This is a genomic window from Streptomyces sp. NPDC018019 (genome assembly GCF_044327805.1).
In the GTDB taxonomy this organism is placed as follows: Bacteria; Actinomycetota; Actinomycetes; order Streptomycetales; family Streptomycetaceae; genus Streptomyces.
On the sequence record NZ_JBIRGD010000015.1, the window covers coordinates 1 to 16,666 of the forward strand.

Genomic DNA, 16,666 nt, shown 5'->3' on the forward strand with positions numbered 1-16,666 from the left:
CCCTTACGCCCCGTGTGGGGGGGTGGGCGTCGTGGGGCCGCCCTCCTGGTTGGGGGGGGCCGGCCGGGCCCCCGGGGGGGGGGGGGGGGGGGGGGGGGGGGGGGGGGGGGGGGGGGGGGGGGGGGGGGGGGGGGGCGGCTCTTCCGGGGCCCCTCCCCCTCCCCCCCCCCGCCCCACCCCGCCCCGCCCCCACCCCCTCAGCGGTTACTCCCTGATCTCCCCGTCCCCGCCCAGCCCCAGGTACCGGCGCGTGAAGTCCAGTTCCAGGCGGACCTGCTTGATGCGTTCCTCGACGACCAGCGAGCCGTGGCCGGCGTCGTAGCGGTACACCTCGTGCGGGTGGCCGCGCTTCTTCAGGCGGTCGACGTAGTTCTCCACCTGGCGGATGGGGCAGCGCGGGTCGTTGACGCCGGCGGAGATGTAGACCGGCGCGCGCACCGCGTCCACGTACGTCAGCGGGGAGGACGCCTCGAAGCGCTCCGGGACCTCCTCCGGCGTCCCGCCCAGCAGCGTGCGGTCCATCGCCTTCAGCGCTTCCATCTCGTCGTGGTACGCCGTGACGTAGTCCGCCACCGGGACCGCCGCCAGGCCCAGCGCCCACGCCTCCGGCTGGGTGCCCAGCCCGAGCAGCGTCAGATAGCCGCCCCACGAGCCGCCGGACAGCACCAGCCGCTCCGGGTCGGCCAGCCCGGAGGAGACGGCCCACTCCCGCACCGCCGCGATGTCCTCCAGCTCGATCAGCCCGACGCGGTGCTTGAGCGCGTCCGTCCACGCACGGCCGTAACCCGTCGAGCCGCGGTAGTTCACCCGCACCACGGCGAAGCCGTGGTCCACCCATGCCGCGGGCCCGGACGCGAAAGCGTCGCTGTCGTGCCACGTCGGGCCGCCGTGGATCTCGAAGACCGTCGGGAACGGGCCATCACCGGCCGGCCGCTGCACCAGCGCGTGGACCGTGCCACCGGGGCCCTCCACCCACGCGTCCGTCACCGGCACCGACGCCGGCGCCTTCATGCCGGGCGGGTCCAGGACGACCCGCCCGCTCGTGGAACGCACCTCCGGCGGCTGCGCGGCCGACGACCAGAGGAACTCCACCGCGCCGTCCGGCCGCGCCGTCGCCCCGGAGATCGTCCCGGCGGGCGTCTCGACGCGGGTCAGCGTCCGGGTCAGCGGCTCGTAGCGCCACAGCTCGGCGCGCGCCCGGAACTCGTGCTCCACCAGCAGGGCCGAGCCGTCCGGATACCAGTCGGCGGCCACGTCGCCCGGCAGGTCGATCTCCAGGGCGCTCTCCTCGCCGGACAGCGGGTCCCAGATCATCGGCTCCCAGCGCCCGCGCCGCTGGTGCCCCACCAGCAGCCGGGAGTCGCCGTCCACCGGCGCGAAGCCCATCACCGAAAGGCCCAGCTCCTCGGTGCCGCCCTTGGTGTCGTCCAGTTCGGCGACGGTCGAGCCGTCCGGCCGCACCACGCGGATCGCGGAGTGCATCGCGTCACCGTGCTCGGTGTGCTCGACGGCGATCAGCGAACCGTCGTGCGACAGCGCGCCCACACCCGCCGACTCGCGGTGCCGGTAGATCTCCACCGGCTGCTGTCCGGGCCGTACGACATGGACGGTGGTGCCGTCCTCGTCCGTGGAGCGGCCGATCACCGCCGTGCCGTCCCGGCCGAGCGCCAGGCCCGCCGGGTACGAGGGTTCCAGCCCCGGTGCGGCCGGCTCGTCCGCGCCGCCGCCGAACGGCTGCCGCATCCAGACGCCGAACTCGTCCCCGTCGGTGTCGGAGAACCACCAGATCCACTCGCCGTCCGGCGTCAGGGTGCCGTCCGTCGTACCGTTCGGACGGTCCGTGACCTGCCGCTGCTCGCCGCTGGACCGGTCCCAGGCGTACAGCTCGAAGGTGCCGGTCGCGTTCGAGACGAACAGGGAACGGTCCGGGGCGTCCTCGGCCCACTCGGGCAGGCCGACCCGTGGCGCCCGGAAGCGCTTCTCCCAGTCCGGCACGGCCGTGGGGGAGCCGGCCGCCCCCGGGGCGCCCGCCCCGGAAGCGTCGGTGTTGGCGTTGGTGGTCTCGTCAGTCATGGCCCCATTCTGCGCAGGGTCGGAGAAAATCCGCTGACACGGCCCCCAGCCTGTGGATAACTTCGGCGCATGCTGACGCACACGGGACCTGAGGACTGGCGGGCGGCCAACCGGGCCATGTGGGACGAGCGGGTTCCCCTCCACCTCGCGAGCGACTTCTACGACCAGGACGGCTTCCGCCGGAGCCGGGACGTCATCCGCGACTTCGAGGTGGCGGAGGTCGGCGACGTCACCGGCAGGACGCTCGTGCACCTCCAGTGCCACATCGGCCAGGACACCCTGTCCTGGGCCCACCGCGGCGCCTCTCACGTGGTCGGCGTGGACTTCTCCGAGCCCGCCGTCGAGGCCGCCCGCGCCCTGGCCGCCGAGCTCGGCATCGGCCCGGACCGCGCCACCTTCCTCACGGCCGACGTGTACGACGCCCCCGCGGCCGTCGCCGCCTCCGCCACGGCCCCCGGCGCGTACGACATCGTCTACACCGGCCTCGGGGCGCTCTGCTGGCTCCCGGACATCCGCGGCTGGGCCGAGACGGCCGCCTCGCTCGTCGCGCCCGGCGGCTTCCTCTACCTCGCCGAGTTCCACCCGCTCACCGACGCCCTGGACGACGAGAGCGGCTCGCGCATCGCCCACGACTACTTCAGCCGCGACGCCTGGATCGACGAGAGCCCCGGTACGTACACGGACTTCTCGGCCCGCACGGTCCACAACCGCCGGGTCGAATGGCAGCACACCCTCGGCGACGTGGTCTCCGCGCTGGCCGCGGCGGGCCTGCGCCTGGAGTTCCTGCACGAGCACGACATGACGATGTTCCAGCGCTTCGGCTCGCTGGAACGCGGGGACGACGGCTACTACCGGCTGCCCGCCGACCGCCCCCGCGTCCCGCTCATGTACTCGCTGAAGGCGACGCGCCCGTAAGGCTCACGCTTCGCCCCCGGAGCGCACCCCGCCGGCAAGGCTCACGCACCGCCCCGGAGCGCACCCCGCCGGTGCGGGATCAGACGAACTTCTGCGGCCGGTGCCACAGCGCGTCGTCCGTGCCGCGGAAGAACAGCTCCAGCCGCCTGTCGCGGTTGATGCCGATCACCGGGTCGCCGCCGACGTTGCGCACCACCTCGAAGTGGCCGCTCCAGTCCACGCCGTTGATCCGCGACTGCTCGGCCGCGTACATGTGGCCGTTGGTGCTGTGGTGGAAGACCACCAGCCGCCCGTCGGCCGCGCGCGCCAGCGCCGGGGTGCCCTGGACACCGCCGGCCAGGCTGGACGCCGAGGTCCAGGAGTCGTACCCGGCCTTCTGCTGGATGTGCCACAGCTGGGTGTCCGTACCGCGGAAGAACACCTGGATGCGCTGGTCGGAGTCGAGACCGGCCTCGACGCCGCCGCCGATGTTCCGTACGAGCTCGAAGTGGCCGCTCCAGGAGTCGCTGGAGTCGGGGACCTTCTGCTGGTTGTCGTAGAGGTTGCCGTTGGTGCTGTGGTGGAAGACCTCCAGCTTGCCGTCGCCGGCCCGGGCCACCGCCGGGTTGCCCTGGACGCCGCCGGCCAGGCTGGACGGCGCCACCCAGTTCTCGTACTCGATGTTCTGCTGGTAGACGTGCCACAGCTGGGTGTCCGTGCCGCGGAAGAAGACGTCGAGGCGTCCGTCGGCGTTCATGGCGGGGACCGGGTCGCCGCCGATGTTGCGCACGAGGATGTCGTCCGGGCTGAAGCCGACGTTGACGGCCCCCTGCCGTACGTGGTGCAGGTGCCCGTCCGCTCCCTTGTAGAACACGGAGATCCGGCCGTCCACGCCGCGGATCGCGTTGGGCTCGCTGCCCAGCACGCCGCCCAGGTTCTCCCAGTCGCTCCAGCCGCCGTCGCGCTTCTGCCAGATCGTCCACAGGGCCTGTTCACTCTTGCCGCGGGCGAACACCTGCAGCCGGCCGTCGGCGTTGGGGGCCACGGACGGGTTGCCGACGATCTGCCCGTGCAGGGACGTGACCTCGTCCCAGGCCATGCCGGGGGTGGTGGGGATGTCGACCATGATCGCTCTCTTTCGTGCGTACGAGTGGAGCAGGTCGGCGCACAGGCTAGCCACGGGAACGCGGGCCGAGAACGCGGAGCGGTCGATTGACCGGAACCATCCGCGATACCCGGCCAAGAGCGGCATAGGGGGCTTTGTGGCCGCTGGGTTCCTTGGGCTCCTGGTACGCGCGCCGCCGCGTGCCCGGCGGCCTCCAGGACCGGGGACCCGAACCCGCCACCTACAGGTCCGGACACCCGGCCCATCGCCTAGTCGAGACCGCGGGCCCGTTGGAACCGCGCCAGGCCGTCGGCCAGGTCGACCACCGGATCCGGATAGTCCGGCCCCGCCCGCCCCGCGGCGCGCGTCCGCTTCCACGGCTGGTGGACCGCGCCGCCCTCCAGGCCCGGTACGTCCGCCAGCTCCGGCACCCAGCGCCGCACGTACGCGCCGTCCGGGTCAAAACGCTTCGCCTGGGCCAGCGGGTTGAGAACCCGGTTGGGGCGGGTGTCGGTGCCGGTGCCCGCCGCCCACTGCCAGTTCAGCTGGTTGTTGGCGAGGTCGCCGTCCACCAGGAGCGACAGGAAGTGCGCCGCGCCGAGCCGCCAGTCCAGGTACAGCGTCTTCGTCAGGAAACTCGCGGTCAGCAGCCGCGCGCGGTTGTGCATCCACCCCTCGTGGGCGAGCTGCCGCATCGCCGCGTCCACGATCGGATAGCCGGTGCGCCCGGTACGCCACGCCTCGGCCTCCTGCTCGTCGCGGCGCCAGCGGTCGCGCCGCGCCCGGTAATCGGCGTGCGCCGCGGCGGGGCGCGCCGCGAGCACCTGGTGGTGGAAGTCCCGCCAGGCCAGCTGCCGTACGAAGGCCGCGGCGCCGGCCCCCTCCCCGCCGGCCTCGCGCGCACGGTGGACCAGCTCGACGGCGGACAGCGTGCCGAAGTGCAGATGCGGCGAGAGGCGGGACGTCGCGTCCCCGGCGAGGTCGTCCTGCCGCTGCGCGTAGCGGTCGAGCGGGCCGCGCAGCCACGCCGTCATCCGGCGGCGGCCCTCGGTCTCGCCGCCCGCCGCCAGCCCCGGCGACACCCCGGACACGTCGTGGCGCCGCGGTACGGGCCCGGAACCGGCCGTGTCGGGGACCCGCAGCCGCCGCGGCGCCCGCAGCACGTCGCGATGGCGCTCGGCCTGCCAGCGGCGGAAGTACGGCGTGAAGACCGCGAAGTGATCGCGGCCGGCCGGGGTGACGCTGCCCGGCGCGAGGGCGGTGACCACCGCGTCGTGCACGTGCAGCCGCCGCCCGTCGGCCTCCAGTACCCGCCGCAGCCGCTCCTCCCGGCGGTGCGCGTACGCGCTGACACCGCCCGCGATGTGCACGTCCCGGGCGTCCGCCGCCGCGGCGACCTGCGCGGCCTGCTCGACGACGTCTCCCGTACGGATGACGAGCCGGCCGCCGCGGGCCCGTAGCGCGCCGTCCAGGTCCGCCAGGCAGTCGGCCAGGAACGCGCGGCGGTTGGGCACGTCGAACCCCGCGGCCCGTACGCCGTCGTCCACGACGAACAGCGGCACGACGCCGTCCTCGCTCTTCGCGGCGGCGTGCAGCACGGGGTTGTCGTGGACCCGCAGGTCGGAGGTGAACAGAGCGATCGAGACAGCGGGCATGGGGTGCTCCCGGGCGGGGTGTGGGGGAGAGAGGGGAAGGGGGAGAGATGCGGAGGGGGTACCGCCCGCTCCCTCCGCATCTCTCCCCTCCTCTTCCCCTTCTGTCCCCTTCTGTCCCCTTCCGTCCCGTTCTGGCGGAACAGTGCGCCCGGTGGCGGACCCGTGAACACGGTGGCGCCCCGCGCCCCCGGGCGGCGCGCGCCTCAGACGTCCAGCTCCGTCTCGACCTGCCGCAGGCGGTCCCGCGCGGTGTCCAGGTCGCTGCTGGCCCGGTCCAGGACGAGGTAGACGAAGATGCCCTGGCAGCTGCGGCGGGTGAGCGGGCGGATGAGGTGCAGTTCGTCGTCCAGGGTGATCAGGATGTCCTCGACCCGCTCGGGGCGGTAGCCGAGGAGTTCCAGGGTGAACAGCTTCGCCCGCACCACGTCGGTGTCCCCGCGCGCCGCCGCTTCCAGGTCCGGGCCGGCCGGATCGCCGACCGCGCCGAGGGTGAGACGGCTGAAGTAGTCGACCACCGAAGCGCCGAGTACGCCTTTGAGCTGTACCAGTTCCCGCAGCGTCTCATCGATGCCTGCCATGGCCACCTGCCCCGGACGCTCGGGCCCGCTCGCACGCCGAATAGACCGCCGGCCAGACTTCCCGGCACACCAGGAGCGCACCGCGGCGGCCGCATAGTTCATCTTGGCACGACTGGCCGGATGGTGACGCTCCATCAGGGGAGGCGGCCGGCGTCGGTGACGCGCTGTCCACCGGCTCCACCGGCTCCACCGGCACCTCCCGGCCGTACGTGAGCGCGCGACGCACGGCCCGCACCGTCAGGCGGCGGCCGTGGCGATGATCTCGTCCGCCGCGCGCTGCCCGCTCGCCACGCAGTCGGCGACGCCCACCCCGTCGTACGCGGCGCCGCACAGCCGCAGCCCCGGCAGCCTGGACAGCCCGTTGCGGACCCGGGTCACACGGGCCGGATGCCCGACCGCGTAGTGCGGCAGCCCGCCGATCCACCGGGTCACGTCCGTCGCCACCGGCCGCGCGGTCAGCCCGGTGGCCTCGGCCAGGTCGTGCAGCGCGGCGCCCACGAGGTCGGCGTCGTCCAGGTAGAGGACTTCCTCCTGGCCGTACCGCCCGATGGACGTGCGCAGGACGAAGAGGTCCTTGGCCCGCTCCGACAGCCAGTCCCACTTGCGCGTCAGGAACGTGGACGCCTTGATGGTGTGCCCGTCCCCCGGCGGTACGAGGAAGCCGCACCGGCCGTCGAACGCGGTCAGCCCCTCCAGGTGCGAGCGCCGGAACGCCATCGTGACCAGCGCCATCGACGCGTACGCGACCTCGGACAGCTCGGCCGCCGCGAGCGGCGCCTCGGCGGCGAGCAGGGTGGCCGCGGACCAGGCCGGGGTCGCCAGCACCAGGCCGTCGCACAGCAGGGTGCGGGCGGCGGTGCGCACCTCCCAGCCGTACGCGGAGCGGGTCAGCGCGAGGGCCGGGGTGTTGCGCAGGATCGCCCCGCCGGCGGCGCGTACCGCGTCGGCCACGGCGCTCGCGAGGGTGCCCGCGCCCCCGTCCAGCCCCAGGTAGTCGGGGCCGCCGCGGGACAGGTCCGGGATCGTGTGCGCCACCCCGGCACCCGCCCGGCCCGCCCCCGGGCCCGGCCGGGCGAACTCGGGCCGGGGCCGCGGCACGAGCGGCCCCGAGCGCGGCCGGTCGGCGATCCGCCGCTGCTCCGCGACGCGCCGTTCCTCGGCGATCTCCCGCTCCGCGGCCAGCCGCCGTTCCTCCGCGGTGCGCTGTTCGGCGAGGTGCCGCTGCTGCTCGGCCGTCCGCCGCCGCACCCTCCGTACGCCGGTGAGCAGCGCGCCGTCGCGCCGCGCGGCCTCGAAGAGCTGCGGTACGGCGGCCCGCAGGGACACCTCGTAGGTGTCGGCCGTGCGGGCCCTGCCGAGGACGTCCCGGCCGCGGCAGCTCGGGATCGGCCGCAGGCCGCCCCGTGTCCACAGCGCGGCGTCCGTCGCGGCCGGGACCCGCAGCCGGTCGCCCAGGCCGACCTCCCGCGCCAGCTCCACCGCTTCCGGCCGGGGCACGCGCAGTGCCTCGGCGCCCAGGTCGACCGGTGTTCCGGCGATCTCGCCGGAGCGCAGCTTGCCGCCGAGCCGGCCGGTGGATTCCAGCAGCGTCACGCGCAGACCGGCGCCGGTGAGCCGGTGGGCGGCGGCGAGGCCCGCGATGCCGCCGCCGATGACGACGACGTGCTGGGCGAGCGCCCGCCCGGCGGGGGCGGCCGATCCGGACGAGGCGGTGACCCCGGTGCCGGGAGAAGCCCCGGTGACACGGGCGGCGGCACGGTCGGGCCGGTGCCCGGCCCCGGCGCGTACGGCGGCTGAGGTCGTCGGCACGCTCATGATCCGGCTCCTTCGAACGCGGTGCCCGCCGGTGCCGTGCCCCCGCGGACCACGGCCGGTCCGCCGGTCGCGGTGCGGGGGGACGGACGCAGGATGTCCGAGACCGGGTCGTGCCGGATGCTGCCGGCCGGCATCCCGGAGGCGGTCAGCCGCGCGACGGTCGTCTCGACCACCGCGGTCGGGCCGCTGACGTACGCCAGGTGCCCGGACCAGTCACCGTGCCGCGTCACGGCCTCGGCCACCGCCTCGGCCAGTGCGTCGCAGCCGTCCCCGTCCGGTCCGAAGGCGGTGCCGGGCCGCCCCCCGATCACGGGCGTCACCCGCAGCCACGGCCGCCGCCGCTCCAGCTCGGACGGCGGCCCCGCGTCGTACAGGCCGGCGAAGCTGTGCGCGCCGAGGAACAGCCGTACGTTCCGGTGCCGGCGGCGCGCGGACAGGTCCTCCAGCAGCGCCTTCACGGGCGCCCAGCCGGTGTCGGCGGCCACCAGGACCAGATCGCTCGCCAGCTCGTCGTCCAGCGTCATCGACCCGCGCGCGGGGCCGACGCGCAGCGTGTCACCGGTCCGGGTGCGCGCCACCAGGGCCTCGCTCACACCGCCGGTGCACGTCTGCCGTACGTGGAACTCCAGCTCCCCGTCGGGCCGGGGCGCGCAGGCGATCGAGTACTGCCGCCACGCCTGCGGCAGCAGCGGCGACTCCAGGGCCGCGAACTGCCCGGCGCGGTACGGATACGGCTCGTTCGTGCGCACTCGCAAAACCGCGAGGTCCGGGCGGCGCCGCTCGTGCGCGGTCACCGTAGCCTGCCAGTACGGCGGTTCGGCCAGGGCGGCTTCGGCACCGCGGACCATGGCCGCCACGGCGAACCGCAGCATCCGCACCCACGCCTGCTCCACGGCGTCGGCCCAGCGCGGACCCGCCGTGCGGCGCAGCGCCTCGCACAGCGCCGCCTCGAACGCCTCGAAGTGCACCGGACGCACCCCGAGCTTGCGGTGGTCGCGGCCGAGCCGCCCGAAGACCTCGGCGATGTCGTCGGGCCGGTGCAGGTTCTCGATCAAGTACCAGAAGGCGCGCGCCAGATGGGCGCGCTGGAACTCCATCGACTCGGGGAACAGCGACCGCAGGTAGGGCCACCGCCGGAACATCGCCTCGTAGAGATGGGTGATCAGCTCCCCGAAGGGCGTCACGAGTTCCAGGTACTCGGTGATGACGCGCTGGTCGGCCGCGCCGTCGTAGGAGGCGGGATCGAGGTCCGCCGCGTCCCGGGTGGGGGACCCGGACCCGGAGGCGCTCGCGGGCCCGGCGATGGCACGAGGGCCGCCCGCCGAGCCGGACGCCAGCCGCTGCGGGGCGGCCGACTCGGTCTCCGGGCGCGGCGAGAGGATGCGCCGCCGCAGCCGCATGGCCTCGTGACGGGCCAGCAGGGCGTGGTAATCGTCGTTGACGGTACTCATGAGCGCACGGCCCGATCGGTGACGGCGGCCGGGGCGGGAGCGGGGGCGGAGGGGGAGACCGGGAGGGCCGGAACGGCGCGGAGCGCCCGGGCAGTGCGGGCATACGACGCGAGGCGTGGCATGAGCGGACCTCCTGAAGGGGATGGGGCGCGCCAGTATGGCACTGGGCAAAGGAGACCGAACGGCCCTATTCCCCCAGGACTTCCGGCCCTCGCGGGGGACCGCCGGCCGGGTGTGTGATGCCCTGCGCACCCCCTCGCGCGCGTCACCCCCGGGCCCCCACCGGACGGGGGCCCAACGCGCGCGGGGATACTGGGTGTTACGGCGGTGACCGGGCCACCGGGCCCGGGCGGCCGCCGGCCGGACCGTCCCGCCCGGACCGGCGTCCCGCGCCCCCGGCCGACAGATCGAGAGCCGAATGAACCAGAACACCGGGTCCAACGGGCCCACCGGTCCCGACGCACCGCCCCTGCGCGTGTTCATCCTCGACGACCACGAGGTGGTCCGCCGGGGCGTGCGCGACCTCCTGGACGCGGAGGACGGCATCGAGGTCGTGGGGGAGGCGTCCAGCGGGGCCGAGGCGCTGGCCCGGGTGCCCGCCGTACGGCCGCAGGTGGCGGTGCTCGACGTACGGCTGGGGGAGCGCGGCGAGTCGGCGGGCGGCGACCACGAGGGCATCGAGGTCTGCCGTGAACTGCGCGCCCGGATGCCGGAACTGGCCTGTCTGATGCTCACGTCCTTCGACGACGACGAGGCGCTGTTCGACGCCATCATGGCGGGCGCGGCCGGATACGTCCTCAAGCAGATCAACGGCTCCGACCTGGTGAACGCGGTACGGACGGTGGCGGCCGGCAAGTCGATGCTGGACCCGCGCACGGCGTCCCGGGTGATGGCGCGGCTGCGCGCCCCGCAGCAGGCCGAGGCGTCCCCGCAGTCCGAACTGGACCGGCTGGCGCCCCGGGAGCGCGAGATCCTGGAGCTGATCGGCGAGGGGCTGACCAACCGGGAGATCGCGGACCGGCTGTTCCTCGCGGAGAAGACGGTGAAGAACCGTATCTCCACGATCCTGTCCAAGCTGGGGGTGGGGCGGCGCGTCCAGGCCGCGGTGATCGCCGGGCGCATCCGGGGACAGCAGGAGCAGCGCGGCGCCCGGTAGGGACGGGCGCGCCGACGGCGCGGGAGCGGAGGTGATCCGCCCCGCGCCGTTCCTATACGCGTATCCCCCTCCGCAACGTCCCTGTCCGGCCGCGCCGTTCGGTGGTCCGGCCGGCCGTTCCGGAGAGGACCCTCGGCCTCCGTCCCGGCCCGCACGGCCCTATGGCGCCAAAGGTGCCGCCACCGAAGCTGGTGTGGCCGGGAAGAGCCGGGTCTCTCTCCCCCGTGCTGAAGGCTCTTCCCGGCGAGTTCAAGTCATGCGCCAGAGGTGAAGGACACAGACCCGGTGGACGGTTCGGATACACGTACGCAAACAGACCCCGGGGCGCACGGCGGCTCCGGCGCCCCGGCCCGGCCCGCCACCGAGCCGGGTACCCACCGGGACCCGGACGGGCACGGGGGCGGGGCGGGCCCGGCCGGCCCCGCCCCCGGCATCCCGCACGCCTCCCCGGTCCGCCGCCGCTTCCCGGTGGAGTGGCTGACCACCACCGACCACAAGCAGATCGGGACGCTCTACCTCGTCACCGCCTTCGTCTTCTTCCTCGTCGGCGGCCTGATGGCGCTCCTGATGCGCGCCGAACTTGCCCGGCCCGGCACGCAGATCATGTCGAACGAGCAGTTCAACCAGGCGTTCACGATGCACGGCTCGGTGATGCTGCTGCTCTTCGCGATGCCGCTGTTCACCGGCTTCGCGAACTGGCTGATGCCGCTCCAGATCGGTGCCCCGGACGTCGCCTTCCCGCGGCTGAACATGCTCGCCTACTGGCTGTTCCTGTTCGGTTCGCTGATCGCGGCGGCCGGTTTCCTCACCCCGCAGGGCGCCGCCGACTTCGGCTGGTTCGCGTACGCGCCGCTGTCGGACGCGGTGCACTCGCCCGGCGTCGGCGCCGACATGTGGATCATGGGGGTGGCGCTCTCCGGCTTCGGTTCCATCCTGGGCGCCGTCAACTTCATCACCACCATCATCTGCATGCGCGCCCCCGGCATGACGATGTTCCGGATGCCGATCTTCACCTGGAACGTGCTGCTCACCGCGCTGCTGATCCTGATGGTCTTCCCCGTGCTGGCGGCGGCGCTGTTCGCCCTCGAAATGGACCGCAAGTTCGGCTCGCACGTCTTCGACGCGGCCAACGGCGGCGCGCTGCTGTGGCAGCACCTGTTCTGGTTCTTCGGCCACCCCGAGGTGTACGTGCTGGCGCTGCCGTTCTTCGGCGTCGTCTCCGAGGTCATCCCGGTCTTCTCCCGGAAGCCGATGTTCGGCTACATCGGCCTGATCGCCGCGACGATCTCCATCGCGGGCCTGTCCGTCACCGTGTGGGCGCACCACATGTACGTGACCGGCGGTGTGCTGCTGCCGTTCTTCGCCTTCATGACGTTCCTGATCGCGGTGCCGACCGGGGTGAAGTTCTTCAACTGGATCGGCACCATGTGGAAGGGGTCGCTGTCCTTCGAGGCCCCGATGCTGTGGGCCACCGGGTTCCTCATCACCTTCGTCTTCGGCGGGCTGACCGGCGTCATCCTGGCCTCGCCGCCCATGGACTTCCACGTCTCCGACACCTACTTCGTCGTCGCGCACTTCCACTACACGCTCTTCGGCACGGTCGTGTACGCGATGTTCGCCGGCTTCCACTTCTGGTGGCCCAAGTTCACCGGCAAGATGCTGGACGAACGGCTCGGCAAGCTGACCTTCTGGACGCTCACCGTCGGCTTCAACCTGACCTTCCTCGTCCAGCACTGGCTCGGCGCGGCGGGTATGCCCCGCCGGTACGCCGACTACCTCGCGGCCGACGGCTTCACCACCCTCAACACCCTGTCCACCATCGGCTCGTTCCTGCTCGGCCTGTCCTTCCTGCCGTTCTTCTACAACGTGTGGAAGACCGCGAAGTACGGCAAGAAGGTGGAGGTCGACGACCCCTGGGGCTACGGCCGGTCCCTGGAGTGGGCCACGTCCTGCCCGCCGCCCCGCCACAACTTCACCTCGCTGCCCCGCATCCGCAGCGAATCCCCGGCCTTCGACCTGCACCATCCGGAGGTGTCCGCGCTCGAAGCGGCCCACAACTGACCCGTCGCCCCCGTCCCGTCCCGCCGCCTCCCGGAATCAGGAACCCCATGTCCACCGATGTCCTGGCGCTGGGCGCCGCCGTCCTCACCGCCGCGGGCAGCGTCTGGTGGCTGCCCGCCCTCCTCGACCTGCGCGCGGGCCCCGACCGCCCGCTGGCCCTGCGGATCGCCGCCGTCTCGTGCCTGATCCTGTGGGCCACCCCCGCCGTGCTGGCGGTGCTCCTCCTCCTGGCCGCCGCCTGGCCCGCCCTGGCCGCCACGGTGGCCACCGGCAGCACCGCCTCGGCGGCGGTCCGCATCGTCGCCGCCTGCCACCGCTCCCGGGAGCAGCGGGAGGAGGCACAGCGCTGGTCGGCCCTCCACCTGGGCCACCCGCCGGCCCCGCGTCCGGCCCCGCGTCCGGCCCCGCGTCCGGCCCCGCGTCCGGCCCCGCGTCCGGCCCCGCGTCCGGCCCCGCGTCCGGCCCGGCACCCGGGGCGTCTCCGGGGCCGTGCCCGGGACCGGGGGCGGCTGGCCTAGGTGTGGGGGCGTGTTCAGCGGGAGTCCTGGGGTCCCGGGGCTCCCGCTTGAGCGGCGGTGCGTGGCGTCAGCGTGCGAACTTTTCGATGGCCGCCGGGGTGACGGGGGTGAAGAAGTTGACGAGGTTGCCGTCGGGGTCGCGGAACAGCAGCGACCGGTTGCCCCAGGGCATCGTGGTGGGCCCGTTGACGAAGTCGGTGACGAAGCCGGTCAGGTTCTGGTGGACGCGGTCCACGTCGTCGACGAGGAACTCGGTGATCACGCTGTGGTTGTCCGCCGGGCGGGCAGAGCCCGGGGCGAACAGCGGGACGGTGCGGGTGCCGGCGATCGCGAGGGTGCCGCCCGCGGTCCTGAGTTCGGCGAATTCCTCGGTGGCCCACGTCGCCCGCGCCCCTGTGGCTCGCTCGTAGAACTCGACGAGGCGCGCCACGTCGCCGGTGATGATGCGGATCGAGACGAACTCCATGGGAATCTCCTTGGCTGTGCTGAAGGCGTGCACGCCGGAGGCTAGGTGGAATAGGGGACAGAATCGGTCCTGTATTCGCGTTAGGCTGCGGATATGCCCCGTCCCACCGGCCGCGTGCTGACACTCCTGGAGCTGCTGCAGTCGGGCGGCACCCGGACGGTGGCCGAACTCGCCGACCGGCTCGGCGTCGAAGGGCGCACCGTACGGCGGTATGTGGGCCAGCTGATCGACCTGGACGTGCCCGTGGAATCGGTGCGCGGCCGCTACGGCGGGTACCGGCTCGCTCCCGGGTACCGCTTGCCTCCGCTCATGCTCAGCGACGACGAGGCGCTGGCCGTGCTGCTCGGCCTGCTCGCCGGCCGCCGGGCAGGGCTGACGACGGCCGAGCGCACGGCGAGCGAGACGGCGACGGCGAAGATCCGGCGGGTGCTGCCCCAGCACCTCGCCCGCCGGCTCGACACACTGCTGGAATCCCTCGCCTTCACGGAACGGCCCGGTGAGTTCGACACCCCGGACGCCGGGGTTCTGCTCACCATCGCCGATGCGGTGTGCCACCACCGGCCGGCCTCGATCCGCTACACCGACCGCGACGGACGGCGCAGCGAACGCACGCTGCACGCGTACGGGATCGTCGCCCATGCGGGCCGGTGGTACGTCACGGGCCAGGACGCCCGGACCGGCGAGGACCGGACCTTCCGGCTCGATCGCATCGCAGACGCGCGGACCCTGCCCGGCTCCTTCGAAGCGCCGGACGGCCCCGGTCCCGCCCAGCGCGTGCTGTCGGCGTTCGCCACGGCCGAGTACCGGCATGAGGTGACCTTGCGGATCCACGGGACAGTGGAGCAGATCCGCGCCCACCTTCCCGCCAGTGTCGCGCGCCTGGAGGAGTACGAGCCCGCGGCAGACCAGGACCGGGCGGCCGAGCGCTGGCTGCGCGTCGAGCTGCGGGCCGAGCGGCTCGACTGGTTGCCTCCGGTACTCGCCTCACTCGACCGGCCGTTCGTCATCGAGCGCCCCGATGAACTGCGCGACCGCGTCACCGCGCTCGCCGACCGCCTCGCGTCCTACGCACGCCGGGCGTGACCGCGACGAACCAGGAGATGGCACACCTAGGGCGCGCCAAGATGGCACACCTAGGGCGCGCCGGGCGGCCACCCGTACAGGCTCATGCCGCCGGGGTCGGCCAGGGCGCCGGTGAGGCCGGCGGCGGAGTACGGGAGGAGGCCGCCGGGCAGCGCGGTGACGGGGAACCACCGCAGCTCCGCGCACTTGTCCGGTTCGAGGTTGGCCGGTTCCCCGTCCCAGTGCGGGACGTGGAAGAAGAACCCGAGGTGCTGCCCGGGGCGGCCGTCGTCGCGGACCGCGTGCACCACGTGGACCAGGCGCAGCCGCTCCGGCGGCACGACGAGGCCGGTCTCCTCGGCCAGTTCGCGGGCGGCGGCGGACGGGACCGGCTCGCCCGCTTCGAGCTTGCCGCACGGCAGCGCCCACCGGCCGTGCCCGTAGGAGCCGCGGCGCAGCGCCAGCAACACGTCGTCCGCGCGGCGCAGGATCAGGTGGACGTCGATGGCGGGGGACGGCGGGGCGCTCATGCCGTGGCCTCCGGCCGGGCGAGCGGCCGTACGGCGGCCAGCGACCGTACGGCGTCCAGGTCGAGCCGGCGGTGGGCGCACGCGACGGCGCGCAGCCAGGCGACCTCGCCGTCCGGGTTGCCGTCGGCGCCGGAGGTGAACCCGGCCGCGGGCCGGGACGGCCGCTCCCCGGCGGCCTTGGCCGCCAGCGCGCAGCCGATCCAGTACGCCTCCGCGGTGGCCCGCGCCCGCGCCCCGTGGTGGCCCTCGGCCCCGGCGACGGCCGCGGCCCGGTCGATGAGGTCGTCGGGCACGTAGTGCCGCAGGTCGCGGAGGGCGTCCCGGACCTCGGTGGCGCAGCGGTGCAGCCGTACCTCGACGGGCGCGGTCAGCCGCAGCAGATCGCGGCAGCGGTTGAGCGCGGGGGCGCAACGGCGGCCGGGCAGCAGGGCGCTGGGCGGGTCCAGGACGTGGTCGGGCACGGCCCGCGCCAGTGCGGACCACAGCGGGTGGAGGTCGGCCAGGGCCCGCAGGGCACGCCACCGGTTCACCGCGGCCTGGGTCGCGGGGACGGCGACGCCGAGCACCAGCAGCGGAAACAGCACGAGCTGGACGGCGTCGGTGACGGTCTCCTGGAGGGCCGCGAACCCGGCGGTCGGCGGCGTGACCGTGACGGCGGCCAGGTAGGCGGTGCGCAGCAGCGCGTAGAGGACGGCGAGGCACATCGCCGCCGCCATCAGCGTGAGCCCGGTGCGCAGCAGCGAGCGCCGGGCCCGCCGGGCGGCGTTGCCCCACTGGTAGGCGCACACGGCTGCGGCCGACCCCATGTAGAGGTAGAGCACGCCCATGTAGAGCGTGAGGCCGAGGTCCCCGGCGTGGCCGGTGAGGAAGTGCTCGGTCGGCCGGCTGCGGTCGATGGCGAAGAAGAACAGCGCGGCCATCGCGCAGACGGTGGCGAACGACGCCTTGACGGCCACCCGCATCACGAACCGGGCGACGCGGACATCGCGGGGCGCGGGCCCCTCGTGGCGCGCGCTGCCGTACATGGCGGTGGCGTACAGCAGCAGGGAGCAGATGCCGACAATGGCGACGGTGTGCTTGAGCAGGCTGGACAGATCGTTGACGCCGGTGCGCGACACCAGGCCGTCCACCAGGGGCGTCTTCAGCAGCCATGCGGTGGCGAACGCCGCGAAGACGCCCCACAGGGTGCGCCGGCTGCCGCCGCGGAAGGCCGAGGGAAGCCGCCATACGGCGGTCAGCAGCAGCAGACCGGCCACGACGTAGGTGAGGGAGTCGATCACAACGGGGTTCCTTCAGCGTTCG

The 16,666-nt window shown here is 73.9% G+C and carries 14 protein-coding genes; 5 read left to right on the plus strand and 9 right to left on the minus strand.

Annotated features, from left to right (window positions below):
• Positions 1–204 precede the first annotated feature (204 nt).
• Entirely contained in the window at positions 205–2,073 is a 1,869-nt protein-coding gene (locus tag ACH4FX_RS23935) for a prolyl oligopeptidase family serine peptidase (protein ID WP_398482086.1), read from the minus strand.
• A 69-nt stretch (positions 2,074–2,142) separates the two neighbouring features.
• Between ACH4FX_RS23935 and ACH4FX_RS23940 the strand changes: the two genes are divergently transcribed.
• Positions 2,143–2,988 carry a class I SAM-dependent methyltransferase gene (locus ACH4FX_RS23940; protein WP_398482088.1) on the plus strand — a complete coding sequence of 282 codons (846 nt, stop codon included), beginning with the start codon at positions 2,143–2,145 and terminating at the stop codon, positions 2,986–2,988.
• Between the two features lie 79 nt (positions 2,989–3,067).
• Here the strand turns inward: ACH4FX_RS23940 and ACH4FX_RS23945 are convergent, their stop codons facing one another.
• The 5 genes from ACH4FX_RS23945 to ACH4FX_RS23965 all read right to left on the minus strand — a co-directional run bounded on the left by ACH4FX_RS23945 (position 3,068) and on the right by ACH4FX_RS23965 (position 9,571).
• A complete protein-coding gene (locus tag ACH4FX_RS23945) occupies positions 3,068–4,093 on the minus strand; it encodes a hypothetical protein (protein ID WP_398482090.1) in 1,026 nt (341 codons plus the stop codon).
• Between the two features lie 248 nt (positions 4,094–4,341).
• Complete coding sequence (locus ACH4FX_RS23950) at positions 4,342–5,727, minus strand: cryptochrome/photolyase family protein (protein WP_398482092.1); 1,386 nt, start codon at positions 5,725–5,727, stop codon at positions 4,342–4,344.
• A gap of 203 nt (positions 5,728–5,930) precedes the next feature.
• A complete protein-coding gene (locus ACH4FX_RS23955) occupies positions 5,931–6,305 on the minus strand; it encodes a hypothetical protein (RefSeq protein WP_398482094.1) in 375 nt (124 codons plus the stop codon).
• Between the two features lie 237 nt (positions 6,306–6,542).
• Positions 6,543–8,120, minus strand: coding sequence for a protoporphyrinogen/coproporphyrinogen oxidase (locus tag ACH4FX_RS23960; protein ID WP_398482095.1), 1,578 nt, complete (start codon positions 8,118–8,120; stop codon positions 6,543–6,545).
• Positions 8,117–9,571, minus strand: a complete 1,455-nt coding sequence (locus ACH4FX_RS23965; RefSeq protein ID WP_398482097.1) for a globin domain-containing protein — start codon at positions 9,569–9,571, stop codon at positions 8,117–8,119. The genes ACH4FX_RS23960 and ACH4FX_RS23965 overlap by 4 nt, the downstream gene beginning before the upstream one ends.
• A gap of 418 nt (positions 9,572–9,989) precedes the next feature.
• Here ACH4FX_RS23965 and ACH4FX_RS23970 point away from each other — a divergent pair, with 418 nt between their 5' ends.
• From ACH4FX_RS23970 to ACH4FX_RS23980, 3 genes are all read left to right on the plus strand, one after another.
• Positions 9,990–10,727 (plus strand): response regulator, encoded by a 738-nt coding sequence (locus tag ACH4FX_RS23970; RefSeq protein ID WP_398482099.1) that lies wholly within the window; start codon positions 9,990–9,992, stop codon positions 10,725–10,727.
• A 285-nt stretch (positions 10,728–11,012) separates the two neighbouring features.
• Complete coding sequence (gene ctaD, locus ACH4FX_RS23975; RefSeq protein ID WP_398482101.1) at positions 11,013–12,788, plus strand: cytochrome c oxidase subunit I; 1,776 nt, start codon at positions 11,013–11,015, stop codon at positions 12,786–12,788.
• A 47-nt stretch (positions 12,789–12,835) separates the two neighbouring features.
• Positions 12,836–13,306: a hypothetical protein gene (locus tag ACH4FX_RS23980; RefSeq protein WP_398482102.1), complete on the plus strand. Its 471-nt coding sequence runs from the start codon at positions 12,836–12,838 to the stop codon at positions 13,304–13,306.
• Positions 13,307–13,373: 67 nt separating this feature from the next.
• Here ACH4FX_RS23980 and ACH4FX_RS23985 read toward each other — a convergent pair whose 3' ends face one another.
• Positions 13,374–13,772 (minus strand): VOC family protein, encoded by a 399-nt coding sequence (locus ACH4FX_RS23985; RefSeq protein ID WP_398482104.1) that lies wholly within the window; start codon positions 13,770–13,772, stop codon positions 13,374–13,376.
• 93 nt (positions 13,773–13,865) lie between these two features.
• On the opposite strand from ACH4FX_RS23985, the gene ACH4FX_RS23990 reads away from it, so the two are divergent.
• Positions 13,866–14,855 carry a helix-turn-helix transcriptional regulator gene (locus ACH4FX_RS23990; RefSeq protein ID WP_398482106.1) on the plus strand — a complete coding sequence of 330 codons (990 nt, stop codon included), beginning with the start codon at positions 13,866–13,868 and terminating at the stop codon, positions 14,853–14,855.
• Between the two features lie 50 nt (positions 14,856–14,905).
• Here ACH4FX_RS23990 and ACH4FX_RS23995 read toward each other — a convergent pair whose 3' ends face one another.
• Both ACH4FX_RS23995 and ACH4FX_RS24000 read right to left on the minus strand, forming a co-directional pair.
• A complete protein-coding gene (locus ACH4FX_RS23995) occupies positions 14,906–15,364 on the minus strand; it encodes an NUDIX domain-containing protein (RefSeq protein ID WP_398482108.1) in 459 nt (152 codons plus the stop codon).
• A complete protein-coding gene (locus ACH4FX_RS24000; RefSeq protein ID WP_398482109.1) occupies positions 15,361–16,644 on the minus strand; it encodes an MAB_1171c family putative transporter in 1,284 nt (427 codons plus the stop codon). Before ACH4FX_RS24000 ends, ACH4FX_RS23995 begins: the two co-directional genes overlap by 4 nt.
• Between the last annotated feature and the right edge of the window lie 22 nt (positions 16,645–16,666).

Excerpts from the sequence above, each read along its gene's own strand:
- ACH4FX_RS23935 (WP_398482086.1), bottom strand. The coding sequence starts at position 2,073 with ATGACTGACGAGACCACCAACGCCAACACCGACGCTTCCGGGGCGGGC.
- ACH4FX_RS23940 (WP_398482088.1), top strand. The coding sequence starts at position 2,143 with ATGCTGACGCACACGGGACCTGAGGACTGGCGGGCGGCCAACCGGGCC.
- ACH4FX_RS23945 (WP_398482090.1), bottom strand. The coding sequence starts at position 4,093 with ATGGTCGACATCCCCACCACCCCCGGCATGGCCTGGGACGAGGTCACG.
- ACH4FX_RS23950 (WP_398482092.1), bottom strand. The coding sequence starts at position 5,727 with ATGCCCGCTGTCTCGATCGCTCTGTTCACCTCCGACCTGCGGGTCCAC.
- ACH4FX_RS23955 (WP_398482094.1), bottom strand. The coding sequence starts at position 6,305 with ATGGCAGGCATCGATGAGACGCTGCGGGAACTGGTACAGCTCAAAGGC.
- ACH4FX_RS23960 (WP_398482095.1), bottom strand. The coding sequence starts at position 8,120 with ATGAGCGTGCCGACGACCTCAGCCGCCGTACGCGCCGGGGCCGGGCAC.
- ACH4FX_RS23965 (WP_398482097.1), bottom strand. The coding sequence starts at position 9,571 with ATGAGTACCGTCAACGACGATTACCACGCCCTGCTGGCCCGTCACGAG.
- ACH4FX_RS23970 (WP_398482099.1), top strand. The coding sequence starts at position 9,990 with ATGAACCAGAACACCGGGTCCAACGGGCCCACCGGTCCCGACGCACCG.
- ACH4FX_RS23980 (WP_398482102.1), top strand. The coding sequence starts at position 12,836 with ATGTCCACCGATGTCCTGGCGCTGGGCGCCGCCGTCCTCACCGCCGCG.
- ACH4FX_RS23985 (WP_398482104.1), bottom strand. The coding sequence starts at position 13,772 with ATGGAGTTCGTCTCGATCCGCATCATCACCGGCGACGTGGCGCGCCTC.
- ACH4FX_RS23990 (WP_398482106.1), top strand. The coding sequence starts at position 13,866 with ATGCCCCGTCCCACCGGCCGCGTGCTGACACTCCTGGAGCTGCTGCAG.
- ACH4FX_RS23995 (WP_398482108.1), bottom strand. The coding sequence starts at position 15,364 with ATGAGCGCCCCGCCGTCCCCCGCCATCGACGTCCACCTGATCCTGCGC.